Genomic DNA, 17,904 nt, shown 5'->3' on the forward strand with positions numbered 1-17,904 from the left:
GGTCCGATCCGCGCCCCTGAGACAATGGGGCACGTGCGCGTACTAGTCATCGGCTCCGGCGGGCGCGAACACGCCCTGTGCCGTTCACTCAGGCTCGATCCCCAGGTCAGCGACCTCCACTGTGCCCCAGGAAACGCGGGCATCGCGGAGATCGCGACGCTCCACCCTATAACGCCGACCTCCCCCGAGGAGGTCACGTCACTGGCCGCGAAACTGGCCGCCGACCTCGTCGTCATCGGACCCGAGGCGCCGCTGGTCGCGGGCGTCGCCGACGCCCTCAAGGCCGAGGGCGTCCCGGTCTTCGGCCCGGTGCGCGCGGCCGCGCTGCTCGAAGGCTCCAAGGCGTACGCCAAGGAGGTCATGGTGGCGGCCGGCGTCCCGACGGCGCGGGCCTTCACGTGCACCACCGGCGAGGAGGCCGAGCGGGCGCTGAAGGAGTTCGCGCCGCCGTACGTGGTCAAGGACGACGGGCTGGCGGCGGGCAAGGGCGTGGTCGTCACCGACTCGTTCGAGGCCGCGCTGGAGCACGCGCGGGCCTGCGAGCGCGTGATCGTCGAGGAGTACCTCGACGGGCCGGAGGTCTCGCTGTTCGTGCTCTGCGACGGCGTCAGCGCCGTGCCGATGCGCCCCGCCCAGGACTTCAAGCGCGCCTACGACGGCGACCAGGGCCCCAACACCGGCGGCATGGGCGCCTACACGCCGCTGCCGTGGGTGCCCGCCGACCTGACCGAGCGGGTGATGGCCGAGGTCGTCACACCGACGCTCGGCGAGCTGGACCGGCGCGGCATCGTCTACCAGGGCGTCCTGTACGTCGGGCTGGCGCTCACCGCCGCCGGGCCGAAGGTCGTCGAGTTCAACGCGCGCTTCGGCGACCCCGAGACCCAGGTGCTGCTCGACCGGCTCGCCACCCCGCTCGGCGGGCTGCTGCTCGACTGCGCGACCGGCCGCCTGCGCGGCCCGCTCGACTGGCACGACGGCGCGGCCGTCACCGTCGTCGTCGCGGCGGAGAGGTACCCGGCCGACCCGGTCAAGGGCGACGTGATCACCGGGCTGGAGCCGACCGAGCACGCGTACGTGATCCACGCCGGCACCCGCCTCGACGGCGACGCCGTCGTCTCCGACGGCGGCCGGGTGCTCAGCGTCGTCGGCACCGGCCCCGACCAGGACACCGCCCGCTCCCGCGCCTACGAGCTGGTCTCGCGCGTGCACTTCCGCGGCATGCACCACAGGACGGACATCGCCCGATGAGACACCTGCACTCCGGCAAGGTCCGCGACCTGTACGAGACCGACGAGGGCCTGCTGCTGATGGTCGCCTCCGACCGCATCTCGGCCTTCGACCACATCCTCGACCCGGAGATCCCCGACAAGGGCGCGATCCTCACGCAGTTGTCGCTGTGGTGGTTCGACCGGCTCGCGGACGTCGTGCCCAACCACGTCGTACGGCACGGCCCCGACTCCCGCAGCGTCGTGTGCAAGCCGCTGCGGATGGTCACCGTCGAGTGTGTGGCGCGCGGTTACCTCACCGGCGGCGGCCTGGCCGATTACCTTCGCACCGGTGCCGTCTGCGGCGTCGAGCTGCCCGAAGGGCTGGTCGACGGCTCCCGGCTGCCCGAGCCGATCTTCACGCCCACGACGAAGGCGGCGGTCGGCGAGCACGACGAGCCGATCACCTTCGAGCGGGTGGTCGAACTGGTCGGCGAGCAGACCGCCGAGGACCTGCGCCGCATCACGCTCGACGTCTACCGGCGCGGCGCCGAGATCGGTGCGGAGCGCGGCATCATCGTGGCCGACACCAAGATCGAACTCGGCCGCGACCACAAGGGCACGCTGACGCTCGCCGACGAGGTGCTGACGCCGGACTCCTCGCGGTTCTGGCCGCAGGACGAGTGGCGGCCGGGCCGCCCGCAGCCCTCCTTCGACAAGCAGTACGTCCGCGACTGGCTGGCCTCGCCCGCCTCCGGATGGGACAGATCCGCAGGCGGTCCGCCGCCCGCTCTGCCCGCCGACGTGGTCGAACGCACCCGGCAGCGATACCTGGAGGCGTACGAGAGGCTCACCGGAGTGCCTTTTGCCGGATGATTCGGCTGGGGCAGGCGTGGTTAGCGGCTACTGTTGGCCCGTTCGAGCCCGACCGAATGACATCCAAGGAGCCGCACGAATGGTCCGTTACCGCGTGCGCGGTGGCAACGCTTTGCGTGGAACCGCCTTCATCCAGGGCGCGAAGAACGCCGTGCTGCCCATGATCGGTGCGGCTCTCCTCGCGGCGGAGGGCCGTACGGTCCTCCGCAACGTACCGATCATCGAGGACGTCCGCCGTGCGGTCGAACTGGCCCAGGTCGTCGGCGCGCAGGTCGAGTTCCACGAGGCCGAACGCACGCTGGTCATCGACGCCTCCCGGCTCGGCAGCCCGGTACTGCCCGCCGACATCGCGCGCCGCTTCCGAGGCTCGGTGCTGTTCACCCCGGCGCTGCTCCACCGGCTGGGCGAGGCGATCGTCGAGGGCGTCGGCGGCTGCAACCTGGGCAGCCGCAACCTCGACTTCCACTACCTCGGCTACAAGCGGCTCGGCGCGGTCGTCGACGAGGGCGAGACCGTCATCCACGTCAAGGCCTCCGGCCTGACCGGCGCCACGCTCTACCTCGACACCCCCTCGCACACCGGCACCGAGAACCTCATCATGGCGGCGGCGCTGGCCAGGGGCGTCACCGTGATCGAGAACGCCGCGCTCGAACCCGAGGTCCTCGACGTCATCGACATGCTCACCAAGATGGGCGCCAGGATCAGCGGCGGCGGCACCGGGTTCATCACCGTCGAGGGCGTCGAGAAACTGCACGCGGTCGAGCACACCGTGATGCCCGACCGCCTCGACGCGGGCGTCTTCGCGATGGCGGCGGCGCTGACCGGCGGCGAGCTGAGCCTGGTCGGCACCGGCCTCGACCTCGGCGTGGTGCGCTACAAGCTGGAGCAGATGGGCGTCGAGTTCGCCAAGCAGGGCGCGGTGCTCGGCGTGCGCCGCGACCGCCAGCCGCTGCGCCCGATCAACATCATCACCGACACCTACCCGGGCTTCGCCACCGACCTGCAGTCGCCGATGATGACGGTCGCCTGCCTCGCCGACGGCATCAGCTACATCCACGAGCGCATCTTCGACGGCCGGTTCGCACTGGCGGGCGAGCTCAACAAGATGGGCGCCAACGTGGAGGTCGACGGGAGCCGCGCGATCGTGCGGGGCGCGACGCCATTGTCCGGTGCTCAGGTGACCGCCCACGATCTGCGCTCCGGAATCGCTTTGGTGCTCGCCGGCCTTGCCGCCGAAGGCGAGACGGTCATCGACTCCGGATACCTCATCGACCGGGGCCACGCGCACTTGGCGGAGCGAATGCGGGCACTTGGCGCGGACATTACGCGAGAGATTTCCTAGCATCGAAAATCGGGTAAAAGTACATGTTGAGCTGCCGAAACGACGCCCCGGGCGGCCCACCAGAACGGCTTTCCGGAAAAGTCGGGCGTGACATTACGGCCCCCGCGAGCGATCGTTCCAAAAGAAGACACTGCAACGGACGGCAGGATGGGACGAACATTGGTCGAGAGGGCCGAAGAAACTCAACGAGTGTCACGCCCTGGAGCCATGACACCGGACCTGACCATCGGCGTGGTCGGCCCGCACGATCTGGTCGAGCGGGTCATGCTGATGGGGCACGCCGCCGCGCCCCTACCGTGCCGCCTTGTCGCGGCCGCCTACCGCGATGAGCAGGAGGCACCAGACAAGGTGACACGGCTCGGTCCCGGTGTGGACGCATGTCTGTTCGCCAGCCCGGTCCCCTACGACCTGGCTCGGCGATCGGGTGTGCTCACCATGCCGGCGACCTATGTGCAACTCGGCGGCGCCGCACTGGTCGCCGCACTGGCCAAAGCGGGTCTCGACCCACGCTTCGACCCCCAGCGGGTCAGCGTCGACGTGGTGTCGCGGCCCGAGGTCGAGGAAGCCTACAGCGACCTCGGCATAGCGGCCGGAGAGGTGCACAGCCGCGACGAGCCGGGAGCCACCGGCACGATCGCCGCCTACCACGAACGGCTCCACCGTCAGGGCGCCACGAGCGGCGCGCTGACCTGCCTGCCCGCGGTGGCCGAACGTCTGCAGACCGCAGGCGTCCCGGTCATCCGGATCAGGCCGACATCGGGAGCCGTACGCACCGCCCTGCACACCGCGGCGCTGCTCGGCGCGCACCACCGGCTGGAGGAATCCCAGCTCACGGTGGTGCTGGTCGAGGTGCCCACGCTGCGCGAGCCCGTACGCCGGGCCGCGCCGCGCTACTGGCGAGACGAGTTGCGCCTGTCACTGCACCGATTGCTGGTGCAGGAGGCCAACCGGATCAACGCCACGGTGTGGCCGATCGACGATCACGCCTATCTGGTGACCGCTACCAGGGGCTCGATCACGACGGCGACCGACGGGTTCAGGGTGTTGCCGTTCGCCGCCAGGATCCGCGAGGAACTGGGGCTGGCGGTCGAGGTGGGCGTAGGCATGGGGCGCACGACTCACGACGCGGAGTCGCATGCCAGGGCGGCGTTGGCGCGCACTCAGGCCGGTAAACAGGCTCAGGGGTTCACCGTGGACCGCGAGGGCCGGGCACTGATCCCGGCGCCACGGATGCCGCCCCAGGGTTCGGGCGCGCTCAAGCCGAAGGGCGTGGAGGTACTGGCGAGGCTGGCTGCCAAGCTGGAGGGTGGAGACACGGTCGTCGACGCGGAGGGCGCGGGCAAAATGCTCGGCGTCACCCCGCGTACGGCCAGACGGTTGCTGCGCACGCTGGTTGACGAGGGACTCGCGTGGCCGCTTCCGCCGAACCGCACTCCGCAGCCGGGCCGGCCGCGTCAGCTCTACCGGCTCATCGTGGAGAAACTAGGGCCGCGATGAACGTCCGCCGATAACCGGGTCCGCCGTCCTCCTTCCCCTTCCAGGACGGCGGACCCTTGTCGGTGTCAGTGCTTGGTCTTCTTCTTCTGCGACTTGAACACCGTGACGGTGCACTGGGCAGGCGGGTTCTCCGCCGGGCAGTTGCTGGGCGTCACGTGCGTCGTGACCGTGTTGCGCAGTCTGCCGTCGCCGCCCTTGTTCACCGTCAGCGTGTAGGTGACGACGGCCCGCTCGCCGGGCTTCAACGTGCCCGTCCAGGTGAGCAGCGGGCTGGCGAAGGTCACCGTGCCCACGGTCGCCGTGGCGTCGTGGTTGTACGTCGCGTCGTCCAGGTCACCGGACAGGTCGTCGGTGAACGTGGCGTTCACCAGGTCGGCGTCGCCGTCGTTGACCGCGACGATCCGGTAGGTGATCTTGTCACCGGCCTTGACGTACCGCTTCGAGGCGGTCTTGGCCAGGTGCAGCAGCCCCTCGCCGAGGTTGATGACGGTGACACACGCGTCGGTCGAGGTGCAGTTGGAGCCGTGGGTGGTCGAGGTGACCGAGTTCCGCAGCACCCGGTCGCCGCCGCTCGGCTTGATGCGGACCGTGTAGGTGATCGTGGCCGTCGCACCGGCGGCCAGCGCGCCCTCCCAGGTCAGCGTCGTGCCGGTGACGGTGACCGTACCGGAGGTGGCGACCGGCAGGCCGACCAGGTCGGCGTCGTCGAGGACGCCGCTCAGGTTGTCGACGAACCGCGCGTCGGGCAGGGCCCGGTCGCCGGTGTTCTCCGCCGTCACCGTGTAGGTGACCTCGTCGCCGTCCCGGTCGGCCGTCTTGGTCAGGTGCAGTCTCCCGCCGCCGACCTCGATCGTGACCGAGGACTCGTTGGAGGTGATCGTGGATCCGCCCGCGGTCGCGGTGGCGACGGCGGTGTTCGTGAGCGTGCCGCCGCCGAGGTCCGCAGCGGTGATCACGTACTCGGCCGTGCACGTCATCGTGGCGTCCGGCTCGCCGCTGGGCTCAAGGGTGGTCCTCGGGCAGGTGACCGGCCCGACCTTCGGGTCGCTGACGCTGACGCCGGTCAGCGCCTGCGTGCCGGTGTTGGTGACCACGAACTCGTACGGGACGGTGTCGCCGACCTCGTACACGTCCGGCTGCGGCGTGCTCATGTCGATCTGCTTGACCAGGTTGACCGCGTTCAGCGGGACGACCGAGTTGACCTCGACGTTCCGGATGAGGTGCACGTCGGTCGAGGAGCCGGTGGAGGCCGCCCAGCCGAACTTGTAGGTGCGCGGCGCGTCCTGCGGCATCGTCCTGGTCAGCACCTGCTGGAAGCCGCTGCCGAAGTCGATCTCCACGGTGACGGTCGGCCGTACGTCGGCGGAGACCGTGACGCGGACCGTGCGCTTGGCGGTGTCCAGCGTGCTCGCGTGCAGTTCGCCGGGCAGGGTGCTGCCGTACAGGATGTTGCCGTCCGGGTCGGTGCCGATCGGCGTCGTGGTGCCGGTGCCCGCCAGGTAGCAGTAGCCGCTCAGGCCGTTGCCCGGACCCCGCAGGGTCACGTTGTTCGGCGGGCGGTCGTAGACCTGGTAGACCGACGGCGGCTTCTCGTCGTCGGGGCAGCCCGCACCCCTGCCCTCGAAGTCGACGGCGTAGTTGCCGTAGGCGTCGAGGCCGACCCCGAGATAGGCGTGGGCGACCCCCGGGTCGGTGGTGCGCTGGGCGTAGCCCAGGCCGCCGCCGTAGGAGCCGGTCCTCGTCAGCTCGGCGGCCCCGTCCACGAGGAAGAAGGCGATGCCGTCGGCGGCGGTGCCGCCGTACTGGTACTGCTCGAAGGTGACCTCAAGGCCGCCGTTGCCGGGCAACGGGCGGTTGTACAGCACGCCGCCGGTGGCGCCGCCGAGGTCGTCGGTGAGCTGCAGGTAGCCGGGCGTGACGCCGATGGGCGGCACGGGGCCGAACTGGTGGTCCGTGCACGGACCGAGCGCGGACTGGCCGGCCGGCGGCGGGCTTGCCGCGCCGGTCAGGCAGGCGTCGTCGAGTGGCACAAAGCCGGGGTCGGTGACCGTTGAGCCGCTGAAGGTCTCGCTGAGCAGGAGCGATCCGGCAGCGGCGCGGCTCTCGCCGGCGCCGCCCGTCACGAACCCCGCCGCGAGCAGCAGCACCATGATTCTTCTCACGATCGGACGGTAAGTCGCCACGTAGGCCGCACACCGTGCACGGCACGACACACAACGCGAATCGTGGACGTCGTCACATCAGAGATTGACCGAGCTGTTGCAGGGGTATGTACTCGGACGCCCCCGATCGACCGCTTCGGACGGGGGCGCCAACTTTTCACCGGGTACGGCGCCCCGACTCAGCCCTCCTCGCCGGAGAACCCGTAGAAGACCCGCGCCTGCGGGACGGGGTGGCCGGGCGGGAGCGGCACACCCGGCAGGTCGGGGAAACTCACGCCGGTCCAGTCGACGGTCTGGTCGGGGCCGACCTCGATGGCCGTCTCGCCGATCTTCTCGCCCCTGGAGTACGACGTCAGGGTCTCCGGGCCGAACCCGTCTGTGGTGGCCAGCCAGCGTCCGCAGGCCCAGCGCAGTTCGTCGGGGTCGGTCCCGACCAGTCTCAGCGCGAGGTACGCCGAGCCGCCCCACGACTCGGTCTCGATCAGGTGGTAGTCGTAGGGGAAGGGCGCGCTGTCGTCCTCGTGCCGCTCCTCCGCCTCCTCCGCGAGCGTCTTCCTCAGCGTCTCCAGGCACGCGGCGGCGGTGGCCGCCTCAGGGGCGGTTTCCGGGATGCCCTTGAGCAGGCTCTCGGCTTCTTCCGCGCGCCGTGCGTTCGCCTCCTCCTGCGTCTCCTCGCCGAATCCGCCGATGAAGTACTCCAGGTACACCAGGGACTCCCGCAGCTCCACCACTTGGGTGACCAGCAGGCTGCCCAGGAGCACCCGGGCCAGCATGTCGTCGGGGCGGGCGGCGACCGCGGCGCGCAGCCAGGGCTCGGCCGGCCAGACCAGTTCGCCGGTGCTCTCCACCTGTTCGTAGAACTCGAAGAGCTGGAGCCGTCCGTACTCCCGCGCGGCCTCGGCGTCACCGTCCTGCGCGGCCGTGCGCAGCGCGGCCACCCGCTCCTCGAAGATCGTCATTTCGGGGAGTGTAGTGACGCGGCCCTTCGATATCCCCCGCTTCCTGAAATGTCGGTATGCGCCGCTATTGTCATCAGCCATGGGACCGAACGCGACTGACAGTCGTTCGTCGCCGCTCGTCTGGAGCGCGCTCGCCATCGTCTACGTCGTGTGGGGCTCGACCTACATCGGCATCGCCGTCGCCATCGAGTCCATCCCGCCCATGCTGAGCGGCGCCATGCGCTTCATCACCGCCGCCACGCTGCTCGGCGCCTTCCTGCTCATCCGCTCCGGGCCCTCGGCGCTGCGGATGACCCGGCGCGAACTGGTCGGCGCGGCCGCCATGGGCGTCCTGCTGCTCAGCACGGGCAACGGCCTGCTGGCCGTGGCCCAGCAGTACATCTCCACGGGACTGGCCGCGCTGCTGGTCGCCTCCGTGCCGCTGTGGCTGGTGGTGTTCAGGTTCGCCCTGCGCGACCGGCCCAAGCCGCTCACAGTCGCCGGCGTGCTCGTGGGCCTGGCGGGTATGGCCGGGCTGTCGCTGACCGGCGGCGAGAGCGGCAGCACCATCGGCATCGTCGTGGTCCTCATCGGCTCCGTGTCGTGGGCGATCGGCTCGTTCCTGTCCGGCCGGATCGCGATGCCGCGCAACCCGCTCGCGACCAGCATGGTCGAGATGTTCGCCGGAGGGATCGGCCTCGCGATCGCCGGCACGGTGGCGGGTGAGCGGCTCGACCTGTCGGCAGCGTCCGACCGGTCGTGGATCGCGCTCGCCTACCTCGTGCTCGTCGGGTCGCTGGTCGGGTTCACCGCGTACTCGTGGCTGCTCGGCAACGCCCCGATCTCCCTGGTGTCGACGTACGCGTACGTGAACCCGGCCGTCGCCGTACTGCTCGGTGCGCTCATCCTGGCCGAGCCGATCACCCCGCAGATCGCCGTCGGCGGGCTGGTCGTCCTGGTCGGCGTCGCGCTGGTGATCTCAACCGAGCGGAAGGGCGGCCAGCGCGTCGCCGAAGGCGTCGACGGTGGCGGCGATGTCGGCCTCGGTATGGGCGGTGGACAGGAACCACAGCCCCCTGGGGACCATGTTGACCCCCCGGTCCAGGAGCGCCGCGTGTAGGAGTGCCATCCGGGCGCGGTCGGTGCGGGCGAAGTCGCGGTAGTCGCGCACGGACTCGGCGTCGGTGAAGTACGTCTGGAACACCGGCCCCGGCCCCTCGACCAGCATCGGCACGCCCGCCTTGGCCGCCGCTTCGCGCAGGCCCGCCATGAGCGCGCGGCCCCTGGCGTACAAGGTGCCGTAGACCTCCTCGCGGTCCTCGTCGAGGATGCGCAGGGTGGCCTCGGCGGCGGCGATCCCGACGGGCTGGGAGTTGAACGTGCCCGCGTGCGCGACCTTGCCGCTGGAGATCGTGTCCATGACGGCGGCCCGTCCCACGAGTGCGGAGACCTGCATGCCGCCCGCCATCGCCTTGCCGAAGACCGCGAGGTCGGGCGTGACGCCGAGGTACTCCTGCGCGCCGCCGGGCGCCAGCCGGAAGCCGGTGATGATCTCGTCGAAGACCAGCAGGCTGCCGTGCTCGTCGCACAGCGCGCGCACGGCCTCCAGGAAGCCGGGCAGTGGCTCGATGGCGCCGGTGTTGCACAGCACCGGCTCGCACACGACGGCGGCGATCTCGCCCGCGTGTTCCGCCATGATCTCGGTGAGTGCGTCCAGGTCGTTCCAGGGGGCGATGACCAGGTCTGTGGCCTGCGGCTGCCCGGCGGTGCCGGGGACCGGGACCGGGGAGTCGGCGGGCCCGGCGAGGTGCACGGCCGGGTGCACGCTGTAGAGGACGGGGTCGAGCCAGCCGTGGTAGTGGCCCTCGAACTTGAGGATCTTGGGCCTGCGGGTGTGCCCCCTGGCCAGCCGCCAGGCGGCGTGGGCGGCCTCCGAGCCGACGGTGTTGAAGCGCACGCGCTCGGCCGAGGGGATCATCGAGCAGAGCCGTTCGGCCACCCGTACCTCGGCCTCGTGCTGGGCCGAGTAGACGATGCCCCGGGCGACCTGCCGCGAGACGGCCTCGACCACGGCGGGCGGGCAGTGACCGAGCAGTGCCGGGCCCTGGCCGAGGACGAAGTCGAGGTAGACGTTGCCGTCCACGTCCCAAAGGCGCGCGCCCTCGGCCCGGTCGACGTAGAGGGGCACGCCCGAGGTACGGCGGGCGTCGCTGGAGACGCCTCCGGCGAGGTGGCGCAGGGCGGTGGCGTGGAGATCGCGGCTGACGTCCAGGGAGCGGGTCATGGCGACCATCAAAGGCCGGGATTTCGACGTCCGACAAGGAGCGGTCCGGCAAGAGAACAAGAAGAGGGGCGTCAACGCAAATATCAGTGCTTGTCGCGATTTATCGTGCTTGATGCGATTGGCGGCATGTTCCTTGGACGCATCAGACGAAGCGCCTCCTCCCCCGTCGAACTGGTCGCACTCCGCGACGGCGGGCTCGTCAGCCTCGCCGATCTCGGCACCGACGACCCCGTCGCCCTGCTGGACTCCCACGGCCTGGAACGGCTCACCGACGAGGTCGCGGGCCGCCCGGTCGTCCTCGACGAGGCCGCCGTGCTGTTCGAGCCGCCCGTCGCCACCTGCACCAAGATCTGCTGCCTGGCGCTCAACTACGCCGCGCACGCCGAGGAGAGCGGCATGGAGGTGCCGCCGGAGCCGGTGCTGTTCTTCAAGCCGCCCTCCTCGCTCACGGGCCACAACCGGCCCGTCGAGGCGCCCGCCCGCACCCGGCACCTCGAACACGAGGTGGAACTGGCCGTCGTCATCGGCAGGCGCACCCGCGACCTGCCCGAGGAGCGGTGGCTGGAGGCCGTAGCGGGCTACACCGTCATCAACGACATGACCGCCCGCGACCTCCAACTGGTCAACATCGCCCGGAACGTGCCCTGGGACCAGTCCAAGGGCTTCGACACCTTCGCGCCCGCCGGGCCGTACCTCGCGACCGTGGACGAGGTGCCGGACCCGCAGGCACTGGAACTCGTCCTGGAGGTGGACGGCGAGGTCAGGCAGCGGGCCAACACCAAGCAGATGGTGTTCGGGCTGCCCCGGCTCATCGCCGACCTGTCCGACGGCATGACGCTGATGCCGGGCGACCTGATCGCCACCGGCACGATCGCCGGCATCGCGCCGCTGCAGGACGGCGACACGATGCGGGCCACCGTTCAGGGTGTCGGCACACTCGTTAATACGGTCAAATTTCGGTCCGCCTAAAGTAGGTGCATGACCTATGCTGTCGCAGCGCTCGTGGACCTCGACGACTACGTGGCGACCGTACGCGCACAGGGGCAGCCCTGGGCGCAGGGGCAGGTGCGGCGGGTCGCGCGGGCCGTGGCCGAGGCGACGGCCGTCCGGCCCGGCGCCACCTGGCGGCCGGAGCCGCCCGAGGAGTGGCTGATGCTGCTCGTCGGCACCGACCCGGACACCCTGGCGACCGAGGCGGCGACACTCGCCGAGGAGGTGCGCGCGAGGATCGTCGCCGAGACCGCCTGGACCGCCACCGTCAGCATCGGGCCGCCCGCCGCCGGGGCCGTGGAGGCCGAGCGGGAGGCGCGGCGGGCCAACGACTTCAAGCTGGTGCTCGGGGGCGACCGGGTCATCGAGGCGGTGCCCGCCGGGTGGACCGGGGGGCCGCCGCTGCGGATCGAGCAGGAGCTGACGCGGCGGGTGCGGGCGGGGGACCGTACGGGGGCGGCGGGGTTGCTGGCGAGCTGGGTGGATCGGTGCGCCCGCGAGCCCGGCGTGGACCCTCGGACGTTGCGCAACTGGCTCGTCGGGCAACTGCTGTTCGTCGTGGACGTGGCCGGGCAGGCCAGGCTCGCCGACGGCTCGACCGACTGGGTGGAGACCAGCAACCGGCTGCCGATCGAGGACATCGTCACCATCGGTGACATCCACGAGCGCTCCCACCTGCACATCTGGCTGAAGGAGACGCTCGGCAGGGTGATGCCGGTGCCGCCGCGCCGCGACATCCTGGCGCTGGCGGAGGCGTACCTGGCCGACCACTACACCGATCCGGGGCTGCGGCTGGCGGATGTGGCCTCGGCCGTGTGCGCGAGCCCGTTCTACATCTCGCACCTGTTCGCGGAGGAGCGGGGGACGACGTTCCTGCGGCATCTGACCGGGTTGCGGCTGCGGCACGCGCGGCGGCTGCTCACCACGTCGGTGCTGCCTGTGGACACGATCGCGGCGAGTACGGGGTATCCGAGCGCGAAGGCGCTGCGGATCGCCTTCCGGCGGCACGTGGGGTGTTCGCCGACCGAGTACCGCCGGACTAGATTTCGGACTGGACCGTAACTAAGGTGGAAGCCCATGGACGTGGCGATCGACGGCGGGCAGACCGGCCTGCGCCTCGCCGTGGCGGTGCACGGCCGCATCACCGAGGTCGGGGAACTGCCCGGACTGTCGTACGCCGAAGGCCCGCCGGTCGAGGCCGTACTGTCGCGCCTCGACCTGCCGCCCGGGGTCGACACCGTCTGCCTGGGGCTGACCACGGTCCTGGACGACCCGATCCGGCTGGCCCGCGCCCTCCTGGGGCGCGCACGGCGGGTGATCGTCACGACGGACGTGGTGACGTCCCATGCGGGCGCCTTCCCCTCCGGCGCCGGCGTGGTTTTGGCGGCCGGAACCGGCGCCATCGCCCTCGGCGTCCCACCTGCGCGGGCGCACACCACTTCGGGTGAAAGGTCCCCTCGGACATCCGCCGCTTCGGGTGAAACGTCCGCTCGGACACCCGCCACCCTCACCGCTGGCACCCCGCCTGCGACCGATGCCGTGGCCGGGCGTTCCGAATGGGGGCGACCGGTGCAGGTGGACGGGTGGGGGTTTCTCTACGGGGACGCGGGAAGCGGGTTCTGGATCGGGCGGCGGGGGCTGGAGGCGGCCCTGCGCGGCTTCGACGGGCGGGAGGCCCCTGGGGCGCTCACCGCGCGGGCTCAGGAGGTCTTCGGAGACCTCGCCACCCTGCCCGCCCGCCTCTACCTCGCCCCGGACGCGGTGGCGCGGATCGCCAGGTTCGCCCCGCATGTCATCGAGCTGGCCGCCACCGACGGCACGGCCGACTCGATCACCGACTCGGCGGCCACGGAGCTGGCGGGCACCGTGGCCGCCGCCGCACGCTCGTTCCCCGAGGAGGTGCCCGTGGCGTGGACCGGGCGGCTGCTGCGCGGCGAACTGTTGCGTACCCGGTTCGAGGCCGCGTTGCGCGCCCGCCTTCCGGCGGCGTCCCTCCGTCCGGCGGCGGGCGACAGCCTGTCAGGGGCCGCCCGATTGGCCGCCGCAGCCGACCTCGGGCCGTACACGTCCCTCGCGACGGTCGTCTCATGAAGGTCGGGTACGGCCACGCGGACCTGCCCGTGCCGGAGGGCACCGAACTGGGCGGGTACATCGACCGGCCGGGCCCGTCGGCCGGGACGCTCGACCCGCTCCAGGTCGCCGTCGTCACCTGGTTCGACGGCGAGCGCCGTTTCGCGCTGGCCACGGCCGACCTGATCTGCGTCAACGCCGACCTGGCCGAGCGGGTCCGCGCGTCGGTGGACGACGCCGAGGTGTGGCTTGCGGCCAGTCACACGCACGCAGGGCCGGAGACCGGCTGCGTACCCGGCGGTGGCGCCACTCCGGCCGCCTGGACGGAGCGGGTGTCCGGCGCGGTGCGCGCCGCCGTCCGCAGAGCTGTGGACGGCGAGCGCTCCTCCGACGGCACCCTGCACCGGGGCACGCTGACCGGGGTCGGCGCCGACCGGAGCCGGCCGGAGGCGTCCCCGTCGGTGCCGCTCGACGTGGTCGCCGTGTGGGACGATTCGGGCCTGGCCGGGGTCGTCGTGGTGCTGCCCGTGCATCCGACCGTGCTGCCCGCCTCGAACGTCCTGGTCAGCGCCGACCTGGTCGGAGCCGTACGCGAGGCGCTGCGGGCCCGGCTCGGCGCTGGCACGTGGGTGGTCGTGGCCACCGGCGCGGCCGGCGACATCAGCACCCGTTTCACCCGCCGGGGCCAGGACGCCCGCGAACTCACCCGCCTCGCCGACCTGGTCGCGAGCCGCTGCGCCACTCTCCTGACCCGGCCCGGCGAACCGGCGTGGAGCGACAGCTGGGACGATCGAGCATCGGTCCGGACGGGTGGCCGGGTCACCTTTGCGCGGGCCCGGCGCGAACTGGCGCGGGCCGTTCCGGCGGCCGACGCCGACGCGCTCGCCGCCGACTACGAGCGGGTCAAGGACGACCCGGTGGCCGCCCGGCTGGCCCTCAGCCGACTGCACGGCGTCCGCGCCAGACCCACCGAAACACCCTCAGAAGCCACGATCACCGCTGAAGTAGGCGTGGCCCGGATCGGTGCCCTGGGGGTGGTCGGACTGCCGGGAGAGCCGTTCCTGGGGGTCGCCGAGGCCGTCCAGGAAGGGCAGGGGCCGGTCGTGGTGCTCGGCTACGTGAACGGATACCCCGGCTACCTGCCCACGGCGCAGGCGTACGCGCGCGCCGAGTACGAGGTGCTGGCCAGCGCCGTCGCTCCCGGGAGCGCCGAGCGGCTGGTCGAGACCGCACGACACCTACTGGAGGAAACGTGATCGATCAGGATGCCTTCGCCGACCTGGCGGGCCGAGCGGTGTGGCGGCTCGCGACGGAGCAGTGGGAGGCGATCAGACGGGCGGGCGACCTGGTCTACACGTCGCTGCGCGCGGGCGGGGTGCTCCAGGCGTTCGGGACCGGGCATTCGCGCTCGGTGGCGCTGGAACTGGTCGGCCGGGCGGGCGGACTGGTCCCGGCCAACCAACTCGGCATCAGGGACGTGGTCTATTACGGCCAGGCCGTACCGGCGGAGATCCTCGACCCGAAGGTGGAGCGGCAACCGGGACTGGCGGCCCGGATCTGGGACCTCGCGGACATCGACCCGCAGGACGTCTTCGTGATCATCTCGAACTCGGGCGGCAACGCCGCGATCGTCGAGATGGCCCGCCTGGCCGGCGAGAACGGACACCCGGTCATCGCGATCACCTCCCGCGCCCACGCCTCTCACGCCGGCCCCGACACGCGGCTCGCCGACCTGGCCGACGTGGTCATCGACAACGGCGCCCCGTACGGCGACGCCGCCCTCCCCCTGCCCGACGGCGGCGCGATCTGCCCGATCTCCAACCTGACGGGCACCCTGGCCGCCCAGCTCCTGGTGGCGGAGGTCGTCGGCCGCTACCTCGCCGACGGCGAAACCCCGCCGGTCTACCGATCGGCCAACACCCCGGGCGGCGACGCCCACAACGCCGCCCTGCTGGCGGCCTACGGCTCCCGCGTCCGTCTCGGAGACGCCTGAGACCGTAACCCGGCACGCACACACCGCCTGCCCGAACTCGGCGCCCGTGCACCCCCAACCCCTGCCCGAAAACCAGGACACGACCTGCCCGGAACCAGTCCCTGGATGCCGAAAATCACCCAATTTACAGTGATCGTCATGCGAAACGTCATTCTGGTGCACGGTTCCTGGCATGCGAGCTGGTGCTGGGCGCTGATCACCCCGCAACTCGCCGCGCGCGGTGTCCCGTCGGTCGCCGTGGACATGGACGGCCACGGCCTCGCCGCCCACTCCCCCGCCTCCCGGTGGAGCCGCCCGTTCGATCCGGCCGCCTTCGTCACCGAGCGGTCCTCGGTGGCCGACGTCACGATCGCCTCGGCCGCCGCCTCCCTCCTGGCGCAGATCAGGCAGATCGGCCGAGGCGAGCCCTGCGTCGTGGTGGCCCACAGCATGAGCGGGGTCATCGCCACCGCCGCGGCCGAACAGGAGCCGTCGCTCTTCGCCGCACTCGTGTACCTCGCGGCCTTCGCCCCGGTCGCCGGCCTCCCTGCCACCGCCTACGAATCCGACGCAGTTTCCGACACAGTTTCCGACACAGGGAACGACGGCGGCGGCGTGCCCGCACTCCTGGCCGCCGACCCGGCCGCCGTGGGCACGTTCCGCATCGACGTGGGCGACCCGGAGCGGCACGCGCTGATCCGCGAGACCTTCTTCAACGACGTCGAGCCCGGCCTCGCCGACGCCGCCGTCGGCCTGCTCACCCCCGACACGCCTTTGGCGATCGTCACCGAGAGCCCGACCGTGACGGCCGCACGCTACGGCGCCGTCCCCCACGCCTACATCACGTGCGCGAAGGACAACGCCATCCCGCTCGACGTGCAACGTCGGTTCATCCGGGAGATCGACGCGATCTCGACGACCCCGACCCAGGTCTTCGACCTCGACTCCTCGCACTCGCCGTTCCTGTCACAACCGGCCACGCTGGCGGACGCGATCGCCGCCGTCGCGTCTCGCTGAGATCGCGGCCTCGGAGCACCTCGGCGAAACGGCTTGCAGGAAGTCCGGGCGCGGGGCGTATCGGCGTGAGCTTGTGTTGTTCACAGACGTTTGCGACCGCTCCCGGCGAGCTGCTCACGGGGGCGTGCCGGTCCTCTCCAGGACGATCACCGGAATCCGGCGGTCGGGCAGTTTGGTTTGGTAGACGTCGTACTGCGGCCACAGTCGCGTCATCATCTGCCACAGACGCTCTCGGTCGGCGCCGTCGGCCTCCGCCGCCCGCGCGGGGAAACCGTCCTGGCCGACCTGGACGTCGGCCTGCGGATCGGCGAGCAGGTTGAGATACCAGGCCGGATGTGCTGCCAGGCCGCCGTTGGACCCCACCACGACGTACCTGCCCGGTCCGTCCGCGCCGTAGATCAACGCGGTACGGCGGAGCTTGCCGCTCACCCGCCCCCGCACGGTGAGCAGGAGTGTGTTCACACCCCACTTGCGATGCCCGCGTTCGCCGCCCGACTCCACGTACTCGCGGATATGCCGCGCGACCCATCCGGTCGGGCTGTCGTGCACCTCGCTCATGGCCGCTCCGTCCCGAGCCGTCGCCGAACTGATCCTGTCACCGCTTGCTCCTCCGGGGTGTCGGCCGATCTCGACGTGGTGTGCCGTTCTCGGTAGGCGCGCTGCCGGCACGCCTGCGAACAGTAGGCGCGGGGGCGGCCGGGGCCTGTCGGGTCCAACAACGTGCCGCACGTCTCGCAGACTCTAGTTTCGTCACGCTTTTCGTTACGGTCCTTGATGAGTACTTCGATACCGTCGAGCACGCGGGCCAGGCCGAACTCGAAGGAGTCCTCGGGATCGTCGTAGCCGCCCGACTCCCAGACGGCGGTCAGGACGGGGTAGCGGTCGAGCCTGTCGAACAGAGACTGCCTGGCACCCCACCAGTCCTCCTCCGACTGGCTCGTCTGCCGTTCCACCCGCGCGCGCTCCGCCGCCCCGGCGGCCTCGCTGTCCACGAACCGGCCGACGAGACCGACGACCGCGACCATCTCGGCGGGCCGCAGGCCGGTGCCGGCGACCGCGCCCAGGGCGTGATCGAAGTCGGCGATGGAGTGGGGTCCCGGCACGTGCCTGGTGCCGCGCACCTCGGCCAGCCAGGGATGACGCCCCGCGAGCGCCCAGCCCTGCCGCGCCCACCGCTCCAGCCGCTCCCGCCAGTCACTCCGCCGCCCTTCGGCATCCGCCGTCTCCGGCGGGCGCCCGGTGGTGACCTCGGCCATGACCAAGTCGCACATCAGCTCGATGAGCTGCGCCTTCCCCGGCACGTGGCGGTACAGGGACATGGTGGTGAAGCCGAGCCGCTCACTCACCCGCCGCATCGACACGCCGTCCAGGCCGTCGGCGTCGGCGATCTCCACGGCCGCGCGCACGATCGCCTGGAGACTCAGCCCCTTCCTCTCCTGCTCCTCAACGCCTCGCCACAGCAACTCGACGCTGTGATCCGGATCGTCCTGGGTGGCCATTTTTCAGCCCTCCTTCCTTCGTTTGACGAACGACCGTAGTCGCTGTTTATTA

Annotated in this window: 15 protein-coding genes and 1 pseudogene; 11 read left to right on the forward strand and 5 right to left on the reverse strand. The window is 71.3% G+C overall.

What is annotated here, in order from left to right; all coding sequences use genetic code 11:
* Window positions 1-33 precede the first annotated feature (33 nt).
* The 4 genes from purD to ABD120_RS20290 all read left to right on the forward strand — a co-directional run bounded on the left by purD (window position 34) and on the right by ABD120_RS20290 (window position 4,920).
* Window positions 34-1,248 carry a phosphoribosylamine--glycine ligase gene (purD, locus tag ABD120_RS20275; RefSeq protein WP_343951511.1) on the forward strand — a complete coding sequence of 405 codons (1,215 nt, stop codon included), beginning with the start codon at window positions 34-36 and terminating at the stop codon, window positions 1,246-1,248.
* Entirely contained in the window at window positions 1,245-2,081 is an 837-nt protein-coding gene (locus ABD120_RS20280; RefSeq protein WP_343951512.1) for a phosphoribosylaminoimidazolesuccinocarboxamide synthase, read from the forward strand. The genes purD and ABD120_RS20280 overlap by 4 nt, the downstream gene beginning before the upstream one ends.
* A 79-nt stretch (window positions 2,082-2,160) precedes the next feature.
* Window positions 2,161-3,423 (forward strand): UDP-N-acetylglucosamine 1-carboxyvinyltransferase, encoded by a 1,263-nt coding sequence (gene murA, locus ABD120_RS20285; RefSeq protein WP_343951513.1) that lies wholly within the window; start codon window positions 2,161-2,163, stop codon window positions 3,421-3,423.
* A gap of 207 nt (window positions 3,424-3,630) precedes the next feature.
* Window positions 3,631-4,920, forward strand: coding sequence for a GTP cyclohydrolase IIa (locus tag ABD120_RS20290; RefSeq protein WP_343951514.1), 1,290 nt, complete (start codon window positions 3,631-3,633; stop codon window positions 4,918-4,920).
* A 65-nt stretch (window positions 4,921-4,985) separates the two neighbouring features.
* On the opposite strand, the gene ABD120_RS20295 is transcribed toward ABD120_RS20290, so the two are convergent.
* Window positions 4,986-7,082: a DUF7927 domain-containing protein gene (locus ABD120_RS20295; RefSeq protein ID WP_343951515.1), complete on the reverse strand. Its 2,097-nt coding sequence runs from the start codon at window positions 7,080-7,082 to the stop codon at window positions 4,986-4,988.
* 179 nt (window positions 7,083-7,261) lie between these two features.
* On the reverse strand, window positions 7,262-8,041 hold the full coding sequence (locus ABD120_RS20300) for a hypothetical protein (RefSeq protein WP_343951516.1): 780 nt from the start codon (window positions 8,039-8,041) through the stop codon (window positions 7,262-7,264).
* A 79-nt stretch (window positions 8,042-8,120) separates the two neighbouring features.
* Between ABD120_RS20300 and ABD120_RS20305 the strand changes: the two genes are divergently transcribed.
* The gene (locus ABD120_RS20305; protein ID WP_343951517.1) at window positions 8,121-9,140 is read left to right on the forward strand and encodes an EamA family transporter; all 1,020 of its coding nucleotides are present in this window, start codon (window positions 8,121-8,123) and stop codon (window positions 9,138-9,140) included.
* Between the two features lie 12 nt (window positions 9,141-9,152).
* Here ABD120_RS20305 and ABD120_RS20310 read toward each other — a convergent pair.
* Window positions 9,153-10,313, reverse strand: a pseudogene (locus ABD120_RS20310) (aspartate aminotransferase family protein); the annotation flags it as partial.
* Window positions 10,314-10,430: 117 nt separating this feature from the next.
* Here ABD120_RS20310 and ABD120_RS20315 point away from each other — a divergent pair.
* The 6 genes from ABD120_RS20315 to ABD120_RS20340 all read left to right on the forward strand — a co-directional run bounded on the left by ABD120_RS20315 (window position 10,431) and on the right by ABD120_RS20340 (window position 16,353).
* Window positions 10,431-11,273, forward strand: coding sequence for a fumarylacetoacetate hydrolase family protein (locus ABD120_RS20315; RefSeq protein ID WP_343951518.1), 843 nt, complete (start codon window positions 10,431-10,433; stop codon window positions 11,271-11,273).
* A gap of 9 nt (window positions 11,274-11,282) precedes the next feature.
* On the forward strand, window positions 11,283-12,356 hold the full coding sequence (locus ABD120_RS20320) for a helix-turn-helix transcriptional regulator (RefSeq protein WP_343951519.1): 1,074 nt from the start codon (window positions 11,283-11,285) through the stop codon (window positions 12,354-12,356).
* 15 nt (window positions 12,357-12,371) lie between these two features.
* On the forward strand, window positions 12,372-13,385 hold the full coding sequence (locus ABD120_RS20325) for a BadF/BadG/BcrA/BcrD ATPase family protein (protein WP_343951520.1): 1,014 nt from the start codon (window positions 12,372-12,374) through the stop codon (window positions 13,383-13,385).
* Window positions 13,382-14,620, forward strand: coding sequence for a hypothetical protein (locus ABD120_RS20330; protein WP_343951521.1), 1,239 nt, complete (start codon window positions 13,382-13,384; stop codon window positions 14,618-14,620). The genes ABD120_RS20325 and ABD120_RS20330 overlap by 4 nt, the downstream gene beginning before the upstream one ends.
* Window positions 14,617-15,357 carry a sugar isomerase domain-containing protein gene (locus tag ABD120_RS20335; RefSeq protein WP_343951522.1) on the forward strand — a complete coding sequence of 247 codons (741 nt, stop codon included), beginning with the start codon at window positions 14,617-14,619 and terminating at the stop codon, window positions 15,355-15,357. Before ABD120_RS20330 ends, ABD120_RS20335 begins: the two co-directional genes overlap by 4 nt.
* Window positions 15,358-15,495: 138 nt before the next feature.
* Window positions 15,496-16,353, forward strand: coding sequence for an alpha/beta fold hydrolase (locus ABD120_RS20340; protein ID WP_343951523.1), 858 nt, complete (start codon window positions 15,496-15,498; stop codon window positions 16,351-16,353).
* A 114-nt stretch (window positions 16,354-16,467) separates the two neighbouring features.
* On the opposite strand, the gene ABD120_RS20345 is transcribed toward ABD120_RS20340, so the two are convergent.
* Window positions 16,468-16,911 carry a nitroreductase family deazaflavin-dependent oxidoreductase gene (locus tag ABD120_RS20345; RefSeq protein WP_343951524.1) on the reverse strand — a complete coding sequence of 148 codons (444 nt, stop codon included), beginning with the start codon at window positions 16,909-16,911 and terminating at the stop codon, window positions 16,468-16,470.
* The gene (locus ABD120_RS20350; protein ID WP_343951525.1) at window positions 16,908-17,852 is read right to left on the reverse strand and encodes a TetR/AcrR family transcriptional regulator; all 945 of its coding nucleotides are present in this window, start codon (window positions 17,850-17,852) and stop codon (window positions 16,908-16,910) included. Before ABD120_RS20350 ends, ABD120_RS20345 begins: the two co-directional genes overlap by 4 nt.
* Window positions 17,853-17,904: the final 52 nt, after the last annotated feature.

Source organism: Nonomuraea longicatena (assembly GCF_039525605.1).
GTDB lineage: Bacteria > Actinomycetota > Actinomycetes > Streptosporangiales > Streptosporangiaceae > Nonomuraea > Nonomuraea longicatena.